At 63.4% G+C, this 17955-nt stretch carries 8 protein-coding genes; all 8 read right to left on the bottom strand.

What is annotated here, in order from left to right; translation table 11 throughout:
• Positions 1–49: 49 nt before the first annotated feature.
• The 8 genes from dpdD to dpdE are packed head-to-tail and all read right to left on the bottom strand — an operon-like array spanning position 50 to position 17677.
• Entirely contained in the window at positions 50–2089 is a 2040-nt protein-coding gene (dpdD, locus tag AB0D49_RS18470; RefSeq protein WP_362758300.1) for a protein DpdD, read from the bottom strand.
• Positions 2086–2604: a phospholipase D-like domain-containing protein DpdK gene (gene dpdK, locus AB0D49_RS18465; RefSeq protein ID WP_362758298.1), complete on the bottom strand. Its 519-nt coding sequence runs from the start codon at positions 2602–2604 to the stop codon at positions 2086–2088. The genes dpdD and dpdK overlap by 4 nt, the downstream gene beginning before the upstream one ends.
• A complete protein-coding gene (dpdJ, locus tag AB0D49_RS18460; RefSeq protein WP_362758296.1) occupies positions 2601–7103 on the bottom strand; it encodes a protein DpdJ in 4503 nt (1500 codons plus the stop codon). The genes dpdK and dpdJ overlap by 4 nt, the downstream gene beginning before the upstream one ends.
• On the bottom strand, positions 7100–7786 hold the full coding sequence (locus AB0D49_RS18455; RefSeq protein WP_362758294.1) for a hypothetical protein: 687 nt from the start codon (positions 7784–7786) through the stop codon (positions 7100–7102). The genes dpdJ and AB0D49_RS18455 overlap by 4 nt, the downstream gene beginning before the upstream one ends.
• Complete coding sequence (gene dpdH / locus AB0D49_RS18450; RefSeq protein WP_362758292.1) at positions 7783–10878, bottom strand: protein DpdH; 3096 nt, start codon at positions 10876–10878, stop codon at positions 7783–7785. The genes AB0D49_RS18455 and dpdH overlap by 4 nt, the downstream gene beginning before the upstream one ends.
• The gene (gene dpdG / locus AB0D49_RS18445; protein ID WP_362758290.1) at positions 10871–11803 is read right to left on the bottom strand and encodes a protein DpdG; all 933 of its coding nucleotides are present in this window, start codon (positions 11801–11803) and stop codon (positions 10871–10873) included. The genes dpdH and dpdG overlap by 8 nt, the downstream gene beginning before the upstream one ends.
• Positions 11803–14403, bottom strand: coding sequence for a protein DpdF (gene dpdF / locus AB0D49_RS18440; protein WP_362758288.1), 2601 nt, complete (start codon positions 14401–14403; stop codon positions 11803–11805). The genes dpdG and dpdF overlap by 1 nt, the downstream gene beginning before the upstream one ends.
• On the bottom strand, positions 14393–17677 hold the full coding sequence (dpdE, locus tag AB0D49_RS18435; protein WP_362758285.1) for a protein DpdE: 3285 nt from the start codon (positions 17675–17677) through the stop codon (positions 14393–14395). Before dpdE ends, dpdF begins: the two co-directional genes overlap by 11 nt.
• Positions 17678–17955: the final 278 nt, after the last annotated feature.

Here is a 17955-nt window from a genome sequence, read left to right as displayed (position 1 = left end):
CCTTGCCCTTGGTGGTCTCCCCGGAAAGATCAGGGAGACCACCAGTGCGTTAGTGGTCTACTGCGGCTGCTCGGAGACCGGCCACTGCTGCTCGCAGCATGGACGCCGATCCGCTGCCGTCCGCGTAGTGGATGTGCTCGGTACGGGCGTGCTGCGTAATAAAGCCCGTCGCCGCGTGCTTCGCGCAGCGCGTCGCGATAACGACCAAGTCAGCGGAGCGTGCCTTCTGTCGAAGCTGAGCACTGCCGACATGATCGCTAGCCTTTGCGGCGTCCACTGCGGGGGCAAGCTGCTTGATCTCCTCGGCGCAGCGCGAGAGCACAGCGTCGTCCAGGGAGTACAGCAGCACTTTCATGGGCGGAAGGTCTGAGAGCGACAGCTCACGCTCATCGTCGTCGGAGCCGACCCGGTCCTGCCAAGAGAAATCGACACCAAGTTCCCTTGAGAGACGCTTGGCGAACGCCAAATCAGCTTCGTTGAGGCGCCCTTGGTGCCGCCAGAGCGGCTCCAGCAAGTTGTATGCGAGCTTGCTGCGAGCGTCCACGTCTGGGCAGGCGACCAAGAACAGCCGGTCGACGAAGTCCAGCGCAATTGATGCCCGTTCAGGTGAGACCCATCGACTGCTGTAGGCGCCGATCTCGTCGAGAAGTTCGGCGTAGGTGTGCGCCGAAGGGCCACTTCGGAGTGCGATCTCTGTGAGGGCCTGGAGCGCGGCGAGGTCGCCGGGGCCGAACCGGTCGAAGGCGACCGCGTTTCGAATGAATGCATGGGCGGTCAGACCAGCCGGAGCAACGTATCCGTCGGCGTCAATGAACGCTCCAACCGCCCGCCAAGCCTCCTCAGCAGCTTGATTCTCTAGCCCGTCCAGGAATCCGGCGAGGGACGCATCATGGACTGCGGGTGGAGCCCACGCAGTCCAACTGCGCTGTTCAACTGCTGACTTGCCTGCACGGCTGCCCGCGGCTACGGCAGCGAGGAAGGCCGGCCAGGAGTCGATCGGCGGAATCGTTTTCGACGCATCGTCTTCAGGAACTTGTGGCACGGGCTCTGCCTCGACGGGAGGCACTGCCTCGCCAACGCCTTCAGCAAGAACGCGTTGAGCGTCCTCCCAGACCAGCGGGGGCAGTTCGCCGATGCGATCTGCGTTCCGAACGGCTCTCACGAGACGACGCAGAGCAGGCAGGTCCTCAAGGATGGTGGCCGCCATCAGAAGAACAGCGACGGCCTGTGCGCCGAGCTTGTCAGCATCGGTATCCAGCAGGGCAGGGACGAAGCGGCCCCGTTCTTGGAGCTTCGCCCGTGCCGATGAGAGGTCGCCCTCTGTGAGAGGTTCCTCCAGCGCCGCGTACACGGCGGTCAAGATTGCTTCCTTGACCGGTCGGGGAGGGTCCTGCCGGATGGCGTCAGGCAGTTCAGGGAGTTGGAGAATCTCCTCACTGCGGCCGAGCCGGTCAAGCCGCTTGATCCTCAGGTTTGTGAGGTTGGCTGCGGTGACACCACCAGCCGCCACTAGATGCTCAAGGACCACGTTCGAGGCGGCCTCAGCGCCCGCGGAGAGCGACGCGTCGAACTCGGCGAGGAGTCGGCCGATCGGTTTGGCCACCCGCCACATCCTGGGAGGACGTCGAGCCTCGGTCCTCTGCATCAACTCCAGGGCCCCGGCCAGGTTCCGGCGGTGCTCAAGCGTGCGCCCTGTCTCCAGACGGAAAGTGGTCCGCTCACCAGCGAATTCGCGGATGGCCTGCTCGATGGGATCATCAGGGTCCAGCCAGGCGGGCTGGATGCCAACCTGCTCGTCATACGCGATGTACGTCGGGCCTGCGAAGGCGCGGATCAACTCGGCTGTTTTGGCACGCTCGCCAGGTTCCTGGGCAATGACGTACACGACGAAACGATCGCGGTCCGTATAGACGCGCGGAAGGACTACGGGCGCGTCGTCGCCGCGTCGAAAGGCTTCGACGAACGGTAGCGTGCGGTCCTTGTGGCGGTAGTCCGGATCGAGGTTCGGCCAGACGCCGTTTCCTGGGCCGAAGAATCGGTGCAAGAACCCTTCGAGGGCTTCTCGCTGCTGATTCTGGGTCTGTGTCACGAGCCGCTCCTCCACCGCTGAGCCAGGTCGAGCCGCGCCTGACTGGCATCTGGCCCGCCCACCTTGTAGGTGACCAACTCATCGTTCTTCGCCATACCGCGCACCGTGTAGTTCATCGACCCGGTGAGAATCCATTCCTGCCCGCACAGCGTCTTCTCATGGACGTCGGGGTCGTGCTGGACATGGACTCGGTCCAGTTCTGGGGCCTCGATCCGACGCAGGAACGCATCGTTGTGAGGGTCCGGGCGCGTGACCACGTGGATGTGGGCTCCGGCTCCAGCGATGCGGAGAAGGGCGTCTGAAAGCCGCCAACTGCTTGGCGGGACGTCGCCAAAGAAGGCGTCGTAGGTGCCGTGGCTGTTGTCGATGACCTGGACATCCGTGATCCACGGCGAGACCAACCACAAGTCGTGGCTCGGGCTGAGCATCTCTGCCATCAGCGCCGCGGACAGTACCGAGTCGATGCGCAGCCCTGTACGAGCACCTGTGCGCATGGTTCTGGTCAGATCCTTCACTGGGTTGCCTCCCGCAACTCCACCCGTACACGGAGCTCATCTCGATGCCTGGCGTAGCCACGGACCTCCCCGTGGACGCGCAGGACATCCCGGTCCACCGGCAGCGCCGGCACGCGGACCAGGGCTTCCGCCAGGGCCTGCGACTCGCCTGCCGGACAGACGAGTTCTGCGGCACCGTTGTCGGTCATGGCCTTCTGATAGGCAAGGACCCAGTCGCTCGCTGTGACGTCCACCTCGGGCAGACGGTCGTTGTGAGCCTCGCGCACGAGGAGGCGATCCAGCACCGGGGTGTCGGCATAGGGCTGGTAGTGCTGGAGGTCTTGCGTACGAGCCTGCCGTCCGCGGGGCCAAAGCATGCTGAAGGCCTGGTCGGCTGTCAGCCGCTTGTTCCCGCCGACGTTCAGTTGCTTGTCGCCGACCGCGAAGGCAATGACGTTCGCGTCGACCTCAACACCGAGCCTCTGCTCGAGTTCCGTCCACGCGTCCACCATGGCGAGAGCCTGCGCGTCAGTGTCGGGTCCGGACCCTGGCCGAAGAAGGCGGGCCGACAACGCTGAGACCGCAGTGACACGCGGACGGCCGTCCAACTGTTCCCACGCGGATAGGAGAGTGTTCAGGGCCTCCTGGGCCGCTTCGGCATCCTCGGCTCCTCGCAGTGCGCGCATGGCTTCTGCGGCATCTCCCCCCGGCTCGTCGGACAGGTGACGGAGCAACTGGGTGAGCGTGGCGTCTACATACTCGTAGTCGCTTGGGGCCAACGCACTGGTGACAAGCGCCCAGAAGCGGCGAGGGTCTTCCCCGTAGAAGCGCACCAGGCTTTCTACAACGCCCAGTCCCCCTACAGAGGTTTCACTGAGCCACACGACAGCAGGGTCGCTGCTGGTGGCACCAGGCGCCACGTCGACGATCAAGTCCCCGTCCTGTGAGTCGGGGCAGGCTCGCTGCGCGGCGGCGAGGATCGCCGCGGCCACCGTGTCGCGATAGGCGCGCTGAGCCAGGTCCTCAGTCTGGGCAGCAATATCCGGATCGACGAGGTGTTCGGCCGCACGGTCAACGGCGGCGAGAATCCGTGCGTCGCGCAGCAAGTCCGTGAGCCCTTGAACCAGTCGCGCATTCTCGACAGCGTGGTCGGGGTCGCTGTTGTCGCGGTAGAGGACGCTCAGGATGCGAGGCAGCTCCCCAGTCCACGCTCCGTTAGCGAGTGCTGCTCGGATCTCCCCAGGAGTACGAGACCCCTTGAGGCCTTCGAGCGCGAAGGCGGTGAGATAGACCTGGCTGAGCCACGCACGCTGGAACTTGTTCGCGACGTCCTCGAGAGCAGGATCCTCGGCGAAGGTGTACGAGAACGCGAGTGACCGCCACTGCGGAGACGACAGGTACTCCCTGACCACAGCTTCCGAGGTGTTCAGGGGCCTGAGCAGGATCTGTGCAGCGTCGACACCCAGCCGGAAGCCGAGCGCAGCCGGCTTGCCGTGTAGTTCGTAGTAGACCTTGCGTGTCTCGACTTCTCCGCGCTCGAGCGCCACCTGACAATCGGCGCCGATGGTCATTCGCCGCATCTCGATGGGATTGCCGGCAGCGTGCGTGGCGAAGTGGACGGCCTGCACGCGCTCGTACCAGAGAGACGGGTTAGGAATGTCCGCCGGGGCCGGAGGCGCCTCCTCGGACACAACGATTTGAGTACCCCAAATGGGGAGGCCCTGCGATCGGTCGGAGATTTCCTGGCCTGGCTGCTCCAGTTTCAACTGTGTGGGCCGGAAGACCTGAAGTCCCTCCGGGCCATGCCCATCGGGATGCCAGGTTCCCTCGGGATCAGCGTGCTGCACGATCTGGGGGAGTGGCAGCGTGCTGCTGCCAGCGGGGGGAACTGGGAGCCACGTGCGGTGCTCATCACGGCGGTGCCCGAATCGTCGGCTGACGCGCCCTGGGACGGCCTCGCGTAGCGCCCTGGCGATCGGCAGTTGCTCCAACGTGTCGTTCGTATTGAACGGCAGGAGCAGTTCGACCTCCGGCAGATTCAGCGGATCGAAGAGTGAGCGCGTGATGAACTCGGGGAGCAGAGTACCTTCCTTCGCGCCCGGATCGATGCGCTGGAATGACCAGTCGCTGCGCAGGCGCCGCAGCGCCGTGGGAACGACAGACAGCAGGAGTGATCGGGGCTGCTCCCACAGCAGCGCCTGTACCTCGTCTGCGCTGACCTGCAGAGCTCTCCCCAGGTGCTGGGCAAGCTCGTCCTGGAGATCAGGCTTATCGAGGATCGCCTGCAGCAGGGATGCCAGCATGTCGTGGCCCGGCCGGTCCTCGTTGCGCACGACATGGCCTGGGGGCGCTTTGAGGATCTTTCGGGGGTTGGCCCACAGTTTCTTGGAACGGAGCTTCCGGCTTGCCCAGTCCAACAGGGCCTGGGTGGCTTGGATCTTGAGTACGAAGCGGTTGCCGATCGGCAGGCTTCGTGCAGGCACCTGAGGCGCGAACAGGGTCTCGTACGCCTGGTATGCGAGTCGGTCCCGGCCGTAGTCCGAGAGGGTAACGACGGTCATTGGCCTGGTGCCGCGCTCTCGGCCAGCGCGCCCTCGGCGCTGGATGAACGCTGCTGCGTCACGGGGTGCTTTGTGCTGGAGCACCAGGCCCACTCGTGGGTCGTTGAAGCCGACTTCTAGGGAGGCCGTCGCTACGGTCAGGTTCGCGTCGTGGTCGACCCCGACGTCCTGAGAGGACGTACGGCCAACATGCAGGTGGTGCAGTTGCAGGGTGGGGTCGAGGTCATGCCCGATCTTCTCGGCAATGTCCCACGACTGACCGTCCAGGTAGCGCGCAGCATGCTCGTCACGTTCCGAGGAACGCAGGCCCGCAAGCACTGGCCTGCGGCCGTTACGGCGGCCGGCGCGGTTCTGCCCGCCTTCCGCATCGCGGAGATCGTTGTAGAAGCGGTTGGTGACGTCCAGATCGTCCGTGAACAGGAAGCCCGTGGAGCCGTACAGATATTGCCTCTTGTCCAGGTCGAGCAAGCGGCCATGGAGCATGGCCGTTTGGATCGACGTAGAGAGCAAGCTTGTTCCCGACACGGGGTCACCGCGGAGTGCCACGGCGTACTCGCGGCCCTCGAAGGTCATGTCCTCGTCGGCCGGTTCAATCGGGTCGACATCGACGGGACGAAGACCGACGAGTTGAGCGAAGAACTTGTCCGCGTCACGAAGAGTCGCGGAGAGACCGACGAACGTCATGGGACGGCGGGCTGCCTCACGCCAGCGGCGCAACAGCAGCGCCACTTGCGCGCCGTGAAGCCCGCTGTAGGTGTGGACCTCATCGAGGAGCACGAGGGAAGGGGCAGAGTCGCTGCCGCGCCAGCCGAGCAACCACTCCAGATAGCTGTCGCCGCTACAGAGGTTCAGCATCTCCGTCGTGGTGAACAGCAAATCGGGAGGGTTCTTCTTGAGGGATTCCCGGGTGAGAGCAAGACGCCCGTCCTTCAGGACGTAGCCGCACTTAGTGCAGTTCAGTTGCTCACGGCCTCGCTGGCGGTCCTCGTCTGTCCACTGGAGTTCCCCAGTGCCGCAGTCCGGGGTGGGGCATGGCAGAAACGGGCACACGACGCCCCGGGGGGTGCGCTTCCAGGCAGTGGTGTGACGTGAGTTCGGTTCCAGCCTCTGATCCCGAGCATTCCATGGGGTGTCACCGTAGAGCGCACCGACTCGGATGGGACGTCGCCTGCTCTCGTGCAACGCCTGCTCGATGTCGTCAACAGACCGGATTGACTCTCGCAGTTGGTCGCGCAGGAGTTCCTTGCGCGGATAGAGCGCCAGTGTGTGAACGCGCTTTGCCGCACCAGGGCGGGCGTGTTCCGCCATCGCTGCGAAGGCCGGCAGGTAGAACGAGAGTGTCTTACCGCTACCCGTACCAGCTCCGACGATGATCCCCTTGGACCGCTCAGAGTTGAGCGAGGCGAATACGGAGCGGGTGGCATCCAGCTGGAAGCGTGCCAGTTCGCGGCCCTGCAATTGGGCTGTTGCTACGTGTTCTTGTACCTCACCCCAATGGGGAAGCTGTGCGAGGACGCGGAGTGCTTCGGATGCCGGGATGTTTCGGCGCGGGTAGCGTCGCGGCGCGACGTGCAGCCGATAGTCAGCGACGAGGCGCCGCTGATGCTGCCACCAACCAGGCCGTTCCTCCTGCGCCCACCCACCTCGGGCAAAGAGCTGTCGAAGACCAGTCGTGAGTCTGAGTGACTCCGCCAGCCGGGTGCGATACCGCGGCGGCGACGTCACAGGCACCGGCACCTCGAATAGCAAGGCACGGAGCAGGAACTCCTCCAGCACAGATTCAGCGGACATGCCGGCCGGGGCGTCCTCGTGACTGTGCAAGAGACTGTCGATGGTCTCTATCACCTCGGCTTGGGAGAGCGCAGTCTCCGTGACGCCCCAGGACAGCAGCGGCAGTTCGCGGTTTTCCAGGTGATTCAGGAGTTCGTTCGCAAAGCGAACGTCGAGTTGCTCTGTCACGCTCCGGTCCTCTGCAGGGTGATGTGGATGTCCATCTCGAACTGGCGCAGCAGCGCGATGTCGTCGTCTGTGATGTCGCGGAGCGTGGGGCTGGGGCGCTTCTCAAGCCGCTCCAGGAGCTCTAGCAGCTCGCTGGGGGGATCACTCTTGTCATTCAGGGACTCGGCGAGGAGGGCATACGTGCTGGTGAAGAGGGTGACATCTGTTTTGGACAGGCTCTTGGCCGCCACCGCCTGCCGAAGCTCCCTCTCCCGGTTAAGTGCAGCCTCACGTTCGTCACCCGCGAGCATGGGGATCCGGGCCAAGGGAAGGAGGGTGATCTGTGCCGTTGCCCAGGTGACCCATGCCGCGTTGCTCTCACCCCTAAGGTTTCCCGCGAGGTCTTGAACCTTCTTCCTGGCCGTGTTGAAGACCGCATCACTGGGGAGCCCATTGAGAGCCTTCCGCTCGAAGGCTGTGCGCGCCGTGTCGATGCCGGATAGGTCGGGCTTGTGCGCCGCCCCCAAGGTCGCAAGCGTATGGCTCAGCTCAACTTGGGTTCTGAGTTCGGCCAGGGCCGCGCGGAGTTCCTTCGAGCGGCTCAGAACTCGAGCGGCCTCTTTCTCCCCGACGGCACCTGCAGCAATCTGGCGGGCCCGGTTCTGCAGCTGTACGGCCTTCTCGTACACAGACAAGTTGGTCACCAGTCCTCCCCGTCGTCTTCGGCGGACGGGTCAGCGGTGAGCGCCTGCCACTCCACACAGATTTGCCCCACGTCTTCCGCGGCACTGTCTCCTGCGGAGCCACTAGACCGTGACTCGGCACTGGCAAGAGCAGCGTCTAGCCAGTCGTTACTGACAATGAGTAGTTGTTGAATCAGCTTGAGCGAATCACCGCGGTCCTTGATAGCGGCAACGAGTTGGGCGTCGTTACGATCTGAGGCATCACGGCTGGCGTCGCTGGCCTTGGCCAGGTCATCTTCGAGCGCAGAGATGGTCTTCCAATCTGCGTTTTGGGCACCTTGAAGCAGGGCATCGAACTGACGCGTTTGCGCGGCCGTCAGTGGCAGTCCCACTTCTCGCGCGGCTCCGAGAACGTCACGGATGGCTGCCATGGCCTGGACGCCAGTGGTGCCCCGAGGTTGACAGCTTCGAATCGAGTTGAGTAGTTCTTCGTGGCGGCTGAGCTGGTCCTCGAGGATGGTTGTCCACGACGCGAACCCAGTGATGGATGGCTTCACCCATTTAGGGATTTCCAGCGTCTCGGCATCCCAGTTCCACGATGACGCGGCCTTGTCGAGTAGAGGAAGAACGCGTGCGGCATCAATCATGTTCACCGCACCCATGCCCTGGGCGACTCCGACGGCGTGACGGAGCTGCTTCACAAGATCGGGACGCGCTCTGAGGTGCCCTCGGAGCAAATCCATCCACTTCTCGGAGCGGGTTGCACTATCCTCGCGACGCCACTCCTGCCCGTCATCAAGCGCCGCAGCGACAAGCTGCGAGGTGGGCATTCCGGGCCATGCCCGGCCGGCGAGTGCCGCTCCGATCAAGGATGCACGGAACCCCGCGACGAGGTGATCATCAGTGACCTCCATGTGCTGCTGCAGCCGTGCAGTGAGGTCTCGGCCGTGCTCTTCCGCCAAGAACGCCAGGCGTCGGATGTCTTCAGCTCGCGCTGGAAGATCCCGATCAGCTTTCAGCAGGCTGTCGAAGAACCAACTGTCCTTCGGACGACGAGAGAAGGTGATGGGGGCATTCTCGACGCCGATCAAGTTCTCCTTCGCGCCCTCGATGGACACGACGGTCGCCTTGCTTGGCCAGGCAGCCTTTCGCAGTTCGGTACTCCCCACCGCCCGCATCAGAGGTGAGTTCCATTGGTACCGCTGGACGACTGCGGTGGAGACGATGCCTCGGATTCGTGTCGCGGTGGCGGTATCTAGGCCACCTTCGCGCGTGAGCCATTCGTCCACGGTCTCCAGCATGCGCTGAAGTTCTCTGGGGAACTCGCCGTGTTTGCCGCTGGCTCCTGCCTCGGACTTCGCCCCTCCGGGATTGGACTGCCCTGGCACCGCCACAGATGCAGGTGAACGGCTTTGCCCTCCTTCGTTGCCCAGCGGCTCCAGGGAGAAAGCCTCCAAGATGGTGGGGTGGAGGCTGTTGGCATGCTCGGGGGCGTCTCCCCAAAACTCGAGCACCAGGTTGCGTCGCTCCGCAGAGGCGGGGTCGTGATCATTCGCTGCTACGAAGCCGAGTACGTCGCGGCTGACAGGCCTGTCGAGTTTGGTCGGCCGAAACCGTTGCCGGAACATGGGGTCAGGGAACTCGCCCTGTCGCATGGCGGTGGCGTGTTCAACCAAGACCGGTCGTACGACGCTTCCCAGCACGGCACGGGGGTTGAAGGACCAAGGCTTACTCTGGTCTGCCGTTGAGTGGACGGCTCTTACGAGAGACGACTCGTTGAACGGGTACAAACCGTAGCCGTCTGCTGTTGCTCCGAAAGTCGCATGACACTCCGTTCGTAGCGGACAGGTCGCGCACTTATTGGGAACCTCGTCGCGTGCGCGCTCGAGTTCGTCGCGGCCCGAACGTGCAGCATTCAGGTAGCGGCCGACGAACGAGGCAATCTCTGAACGTCCTGTCTCCTCCGGGCTGAAAGGAACGTCCAGGTGGTAGACGTAGCCCGTGGCGGCCTGGATGCGGGTTAGGACTGTCTCTTCCAATGATTGGAAATAGCCCGTCGTCACGGCCATGAGCGTGCGGATGGGGGCGAGAGTCGTCTCGCCCTCACGGTTTGCTGCTTCTACCACGGCATCTAGGAGGTCTCGCTGGACACCTTGGATGAGGGCGAAGTCCTCGATGAGTAGGACGATCTCTTTGCCCTGCCGGTGATACTCCTCGCGTACTTGCTTCATCGCATCGAGTAGCCGACCTGCCCCAAGGTTGGCGGCGCTCTTGATGGCAGCTTCGAGGTGCCTATTGAGTAGGTCTACCGCGATGCCCTGAAGATCGCCGCGTGTACTGATCGTACCGAGCAGCCTCTGTGCCATTCCTGACGCGGATTGGATGTCTCGAATGTCGAGCGGAAGGTCGCTGATGCTGAAGCCTTCAGGGCGGTCTGCCTGGCCGTCCCGGCGATTGTGAATCAGTTGATGGGCCAGTTCGGGGACAAATTTTCCAGGGGCGAGCAACTCTGCACGGACATGGGGGTCGAGGAGTACCGCGGCCAGTTTGCCGGGGCCAACAAGCATTCGAGCAAGAGGGAGTGACTCTGAACTCGGGGACGTGGCCTCGAGTGCCTCGCTCAGTTCATTGAGGATGCGCCGTGCCAGGGACTCCTCGTCGATGTCCTCAGTGAACCTTTCGATGTCCTCTTTGAGTTGGGCCAGTTCTTTGCTCTGCACCTGCGCGATGAGTGTGCTGACGACAGCCTTGAGGCTGGTCTTGGATTTCTCGAGGTAGATGACCTCCCTCTTGTCCGATCCCTCTACGTCAGCAAGTTGCTCGCGGACCCATCGGACAAGATGCGACTTACCTGAGCCGGACTCACCCACGACAGGCATGAGCAACGTCCCGCTGTCCGCCCGGAGAGCCAGGAAGTCTTGGAGGACCGCCCGCTCATCGATCGGGTCGCCTCCGATGACGAGTTCTCTCCCGTCCATGATCCGCGCACGCTTGATACGCAATGGCGCATGAGTGGCCAAAAAGACCGCCCGCGAGGGGCTGACCGCCTCAGTGTTGATCGTGGAGGCTGCCACTGCTGGTTCCCAGCAGAGCATCCTGCGGAAGTCAGCCATCGGTGGGCTCCAGGATCGTGATGTCGCTAACAGGGCGTGGGCTGGCGGGCCTTTCAGGATCGTTCAGGAGCAGAATCTTCCGAGCATCGTCGTCGTGCTCCAGGCGAAGCCACTTTTCGTCGTGGCCACGCAGGAGAGCAAAAGAGAGGGCGGCGCCAGCCACACTGTCGCCCGGGCTCGGGATCCCCACTGCGAGTGAGTGTGCGCCGCCAGGCAGCACCGGTAGGTGCTCGCGCAGAACCTGTAGTGCCTCAAGGGATTTGATGCGTTGGCCTGGCTGCCACAACTCAAGCACTGTCTGTTTGACGGCCAAGGTGCAGTCCGGAACTAGTGGGCCACGGCCTTCAGTGCGGATGACAGGGGCTGCGGCGAGGCCGAGAGCGGGCGCCCAGTAGCCGAAGCGAAGCCAACGGGTGGGGTTAGCGAAGATAGGAAGCACTTCGGGCCTCAGCGCCTTACGGTCCTTGCTGTCCTTGTAGTCCAGAAGTTTCTCTGCGGCGACGCTGTCGATTGGTTGCTCCATCGGGTCGTGCATGAGGAACCAAGCGAGCGCGCGAGTGAGGTCTCGGGGGCCTGTCGCGTCGTTGTTAGTGCCCAGGTCTTTGTTGTAGTCCGTCTCAAGGACTGCACGACGCAGTATGCGGGTGTACGTCTCTAGATCGTCGCTGCTGGGGAGAGCCTTAGCCGGCCCGGCCAGCGAGAGTTCCTGTTGCTCGTCATCGACGTGAACCAAACCCAGGGTCTGGAGGGAACTGATAGCGCAGTCGAAGGGGGGCTTGGTCGTTGTGTCCTCTGTACGCAATGAGGAGGGACTGACCAGAGCCCGTGCTTCGTCCAAGGCGATGCTCTTCCCCAAGTAGGCGAGGAGACGTACCACAGCCCAGGTCTGGGAGGGGATGGCGGCGTCTACGTTCAGAAGAGTCATCAGAGTTCCTCCAAGGCACGGCGGATCGACAAGTTCGCCGGGTGGACATCGACGAGTGGTGTACCTCGGCGTTCTGGGTGATGCATGGCCCGGGGGTGGATCAGGTAGGTCGGTGCATCCCAGGTGAAGCGTCTAGCGATCTGAGGCCCTGGAGCTTCTGTGTTCAGGTCCGCCATCCAGATAACAGGGCCAGCCCAGTCCGACAGGAGGACTCCGTCATCGTCGATGATCACGGTGCGGGTGCGTGCTGTCGCCTTTAGTTGGCTTCTGAGACGCCCGTCCAGGCCTGGCCCTCCGACCACGCAGATCCTGCGGCGGACAAGGCTTTCCACGAGCCGAGCCGCCAATGCCTGGTCGTTGGTGTCTTCCCACCAAAGGCTCAAGCATTCACGGTCCCCAAAGTACGGCGCCAAGGGCAGATGCCCGTGACTCTCGGGCGCTGGGAGCAGGGGCTGTGGTTCTCCGGCAAGTCGGTAGAAGCCTGCCGGAAGCAGCTTGGCTGTGGTCCTGCAGTGAGGGCAACCACGGCAGGTGATACCGGTGCGGCGATAGCCACCATCGTGCGGGATGCGGTAGTACGCGCCCAGTACGTCGCCGATGCACTGATCACCTCGCAGAGTAGCTTTCAGTTCACGGAGTGCCGAAGCTCGACCATCCAGCAACTTGTGACGCTCAGCTTCAAAGCGATCATGAAAGCTCTCGGGGTTCCTTGCGTCCGAGTCGAGGAGTTCCACGTCTGCGTAGCCGTCAGCCGTGGCATAGAAAAGATCAAGCCGCGCTTTCCAGAAAATATCCGACTCTCCCTCATTCTTTGCGGGAGCCTGTGGTGGATGGACGGCCACGATCCCCGATCGCATCATGAGATTCAGGATCCGAATGTTCCATTGCCGGTTCCGTTGAAAGCCCTCGTTCATGTCAGGGGGGTAGGCATCGAGACTCACTCGGTGACGCCCTTGGACCGTCTCCCGGCCGTGGAACATCGCCTCCCACCGCTGCCATGCGCGCGGGGCGCCGATGACCACCTCGTCGCTCATCTTGTTCGCGATGGCCTCGTCCTTGCGAGTGGTGGCCAGGTAGGAGATTGAAGGGCTTCCGTTGCGCCCTGCCCGGCCGACTTCTTGGTAGTAGCGGTCCACCGTTTCCGGCAGGCAGGCGTGCACAATCGTCTTGACGTCGTCGAGATCCACGCCCAGGCCGAAGGCAGAGGTGCCGACCACGACGTCGTACCGTTGCTCCACATCGCCTTCAGCGGTCCTACCAGTCCATCCTTCCAAGACATCGCGACGTTCTGGGTCTGTGGAGTCACCAGTGACGCTAGCTACGCGTCGAAGACCGTGGTCACGAAGTCGGCCCGCCCACTCCTGCGCATCTACGACCTTGGTCGTGTACAGAATCATCGGCTTCGGCAAGTACGAGACGGCATCGAGGACGGCGGCCTCCCGGTCGGCCTCGCTCCGAAAGACGTCGATGTAGTAGCTCGGCTCGTGACGGAGTTGGGATGCCCAGACGATCCTCGCCCGTTGCGGCGAAGCGAACAGCGAGTCGAGCGTCTCCACCTGTTGCCCAGTGAGTGTCGCGCTCATCGCAACGGTCACTGGTTGCCGCCCCTCTGGTGCCTTGCTGAGCCAGATGCGGCGGTAGCTCGACATTGTCTGGAATGCGGTGCGGAAGCTGTTGCCCCACTGCTCGACCAGATGTGCTTCGTCGATCACGAAATAGTTGAGCAAGCCGGCCTCAGCTGCGTCCTCCAAAGGCTGCTTCAAGCTTTTCACTAGAGCCTCGGGCGATGTGAATACCAGCCGTTGACGGCCGGCCGCGATGTCGTCCCGCATCTGTTGCCGGTCTTCTTCCGACAGCCCGCTGGTGTAGGCGTACCGGCGTGTGGGGCTGTGATGTCCGTACCGTTCAAGGATCTTGAAGGCGCGCCGTTCCAGGTCTGCTGCGAGAACGCTCGTAGGTACAACCACCACTGATACGCCGCTGCTCATGCTCGCCAGGAGCGCGGGAGCCATCGCAACGGCGGTCTTTCCGTGTCCCGTGGGGAGACAGACGATCGTGGTGCTCCCCGGTTCGGCAAGCGCGATAGCTCTGGCTGCCTGCCTCTGGCCGCTCGACACATAGTGACTGTGATCGTCACCGAGGGCGGTCGCGAAGAACGGGTCAGCCGGATACGACTCCAGCTTGCGACGGTGCGGTGAGTCCTCGCCGAGATGGATCTGGCGAAGATCCTCTTGAGCCGCCTGGCGGGAGACGTCATCTGTCACGGGTGGATGCCACGGCAGCGCGCTCACCCACAAGTTGGCGCCGCCATCGCGAATCGCGGTTTGGCAGCGCATTTCTTCCCACTGCTCGCGACTAGGCAGCCGCGGAAGTAGTGGGACCGTGAATCCAGTTGTGTTCTCACGTGCTTGAGCTTCGAGCAGGATCTGTCGAGTCAGCGAGGCAATGTCCCTCCATCCGCTGGACGTATTGGCCAGAGCATCGCGGAGCCTGCGCAACGTCCCCTTTGCTTCAGTGAGTTCGGGGAGTTGCTGGAGGTTTCGGTGCTTGGACAGGTGGTCGAAGAGCGTTTTGGCGCCGGTCCAGTTGTCAGTTGCCACGACGGACCCTCCTGAGCCCCGTCTTCACCAAGCAGGTCGCAGACACGAGCCGAACCGTCGGTTCGCTCAGTGCCTGCACGAGCGCATCGGTGATGTCGACATCAAGCAGATAGCTCTCTTCGCCTCCCAGGAGGCGGCCAGCTGCTTGTCGGGCTTCGGCCTGCGCTTTCGCTACGGCGAGGCGTTCCTGCCCCTGTTGCTGGGCCAGGTCGGACCGTTCGGCCAAGTTGGTCACTCGCCTGAGTTCAGCTCGGGCGACCTTCTCAGCGGCACGTGCGGAAGCTTCGTACCCGGGCTGGCCGTCGAACAGGTCCAGCAACTCCTGGATGTTGCCAGAGTTGTAGTTGTGGTCAGTGGTCCTGTATGGGGCATCCAGCCACTTCTGGGTGTTCTTGTCGGTCAGGGCCTCGGCTGCTCCTGCCGGCACCCACACCTTCAGCGTGAAGGGCGGGAGGAGCTGTTCAGCTTGGCGCCTCAATGCTGCTTCAGCGTCGCGGGGCCTCCGCACGAGAGGCGCTGCCAGTTCGAGTGCCGAGGAGATGTCGGCTTGGACTAGGAAGTCGAAGCCGAAGTGGGGCTCCGGCTCGCCCTGGTGGCTGGGGTCTGCACGCCAGAAGGCCGTGGCCTGGCCGCGGTCGTCGCACCAAACAACGTTGGCGAGCATGTCGACGAGCGGACTCCCGATACGGAACAGGCGTGTCCCGGGGGCTTTGAGCGCCTCGGATCTACTGAACGTGCCCTTGGCCGCGTCCTCGGTGAGGTTCCGTCGGTCGTAGAGGTGCGGGGAGATGAGGGTGCGCGATTTGAGGTCGAAGACCTCGCACATGCACTCCTTGATCTTCCGGGTGGTGTGGCGAAGTTTGATCCCGTCAGAACTCTCTTCGCCGGTGTATCCGAGCATGGCTTTGCGGGTGGCGTCCCAGCCAGCTTCGAACGCTGCCAGCCGCTCGGCGAAGTCGATGTCGTGAGGGGACGTGCTGAAGATCGCCTCAAGGGTGTCCATGGTGTTGATCTCGTGGAGGGCCTTGGCGAGCGTCTCCTGCACAGTCTCGGAATAGCCAGGCAGGCCTTCTGGCCCGTGCTCAAGTGCCTCTGCCCAGACGTCAGGGAGACCTTCCGCGATGGCGTCCTGGAGCGTGGACACCGAACCGCCGAAGATGCGGTATCCATCGGTGAGCAGCAACAGCCACGCCTCGGTGTGCGCTTCAGCATCCGTGAGTACGAACTGGAGTGGTGCCTGGCGCTGCCTGCGGGACTCGACGTAGCGGTCGGTTCGGCCGAGACGCTGCTCGAGTTGGTTGGGCGACCATGGCAACCGCACATGGATTACGGTCTGGGCAGTCTGGAGATTCAGCCCGTCCTCGGCAGAGTCATCCGCAATGAGAACGGCAGCCTTCCCGCTGGGTTGCCGCCATGCAGTAGTGGCCGACTCTGATGCGTCGGGGCCCGCGCTGCGGGTGTGCTCAAAGAAGCCGACCTTGTCGAACCGTGCGCGCAGACGCGCGGTGAGCGCCGAAGCGAGTGAACCTGGGCCACAGAAGACAATAATGTGTCCGCCCTTGCGCAGGGCAGGGAGAAGATCGTTGATGAGGTCGTCGACTTCAGACGCATGGCCCTCATCTGTGATCTCTGACTCGAGGCTGTCCAGACGCTCTGCTTCGTGGGGTGCCACTGGCACGTTAGAGAGGTGGTCCCGCTCGCGGGCACTCAGGCCGGCACGCTGAGCGGCGGCTTCGTCACCGCGGACCCGCCAGCGAAGAGCGTCGAGAAGGTCGGCGGAAGGGCCACCGAGACGGGACGCGAGCACGGCCAGGGCCAGTGCGTAGTCGGCGCGCTGACCCTCAAGCTCTTCATCAAGGAGATGTCCCCACAGCCGGGTCTGCCATTCCAAGAGGCTATCTGCGGCCGGGGAGTGGGACTTGGCCGTCAGTTTTGTCGGCTCCGCGCGACCGCGCACCTCGTAACGGACGGTCGCTGAGTCGTCGTCGCGGCGGGTTACGTTCAACCGGCGGTTCCTGATCACGCGCCGGTGCAGTCGGTACGTCTCGCTAATGTGTGTCCGAAGAGTAGCGACGCGCGCCGTGAGATCCCGCACCCCCGCCTCCGACTCGTCGAGGAGGTTCTCCTCCTCGCCGAAGAGGGCGCGCACTTGGGCCGCCAGATGCTTGAAGCGGGCGTCTTCTGGGGGCAACAGCGTCTCGATGATGCCGATCGTGGACGGCAGCAGCGGATAGAAGTCTGCGTTCAAGCCGAGGACGTGGTTGGCCAACTCAGCCCGGTCGTTGTACCGCTGCTCGAACGCCTCCCGCTCGCTCCACTTGTATACGTCGGGATCAAGTAGATGCAGGAGCCCCAGATGTGTGGTGTGCCGGGAGGTGACCGGCGTCGCGGACAGGAGCAAGAGCTTCGACGCAGAGTGCGCGAGATCGCGCAGTGCGCAGTAGGTGGGGTCAGTGTCATCGCGGTCTTGGACCAACTGGTGGGCTTCGTCGACCACGAGGAGATCACGTCCGATGTGCTGCTCCCACACCTCGGGAGCGTCGTGGGAGATGACCTTTACGCGACTCGGGAAGTCATCGGTAAAGAACTTCGTGCGCAGTTCGGCCACCCACTGCCGACGCAGAGACTCGGGAACGAGGAACGTCACGCGTGCCTGCGGGCTGTCGATCAAGGTCTGCAGGGCCACGTATGCAGCCTCGATGGTCTTGCCGAGCCCGACCTCATCTGCGAGTAGGTACCGCTGGACGGGGTCCGAGAGCACGGTCAGCGCGGCGCGGACCTGATGCGGGTAGATTTCGGCGGCGGCAGCCAGGAGGGCCGGTGTACTCGCGCTCGCTGCGCGTTGAGCGACCAGGCTATGCAGCATGGGAATGCGCGCGTTGTAGAGGTGCCCGGACTCGTTGCCGCCGGACACGAGAACCTCAAGAGGGTCACGTACAGGCTTGTTCCAACGCACACGGAGTTCGGATTCTCGGACCGGCATGTCGTAACCGGCGTTAGGGAACCGGACGAAGTAGCCCTCAGAGGTCGCGTCCAGGACGCGACCAGGCATCCACTCGTCGGTGCTGGGGTTGTGGCGAAACACGCGTGTTTCAGGTTTCAACCGCACACGCGCGCATGCGACAGCGGGGACGGTCTGGGATTCGATCTTGGGCTCGGCCATGGACTCGAAGAAGTCCACGCGCAGCGAGCCGTCGGTGATCGCGCCGACTCGTCCGATTCCAGGGGCACCCTGGAACTCGACGAGGTGTCCGACTGCGAAGCCCGAAGCCATCTTCTGGTCGCCCCCACCTGCTCGTATGACAGTCCTCATGAGCCTAAACGGAGGCACTGACAACAACGTCAAAGATGGCAGACTTGGATTCGCATAAGCATTCGAGAATGGCCGTGGGGTGCCTGCTGGCCGGCCAGTTGATGTATGGCGTAACTGTGCAAGCTCAGGCAAAACGGGCAGGTGGAAGGTGTGAGGAAACCGGGACTGCACGCGACGATGGCCGAAATCCTCCGTGCTCTTGGCTGAACCCGGCTCTCGCGCCGAGGCCGACGAGTCCA

It is taken from the genome of Streptomyces sp. NPDC048290, assembly GCF_040652095.1.
Taxonomy (GTDB): Bacteria; Actinomycetota; Actinomycetes; order Streptomycetales; family Streptomycetaceae; genus Streptomyces.
This window is presented reverse-complemented; position numbering and strand designations above follow the sequence as displayed.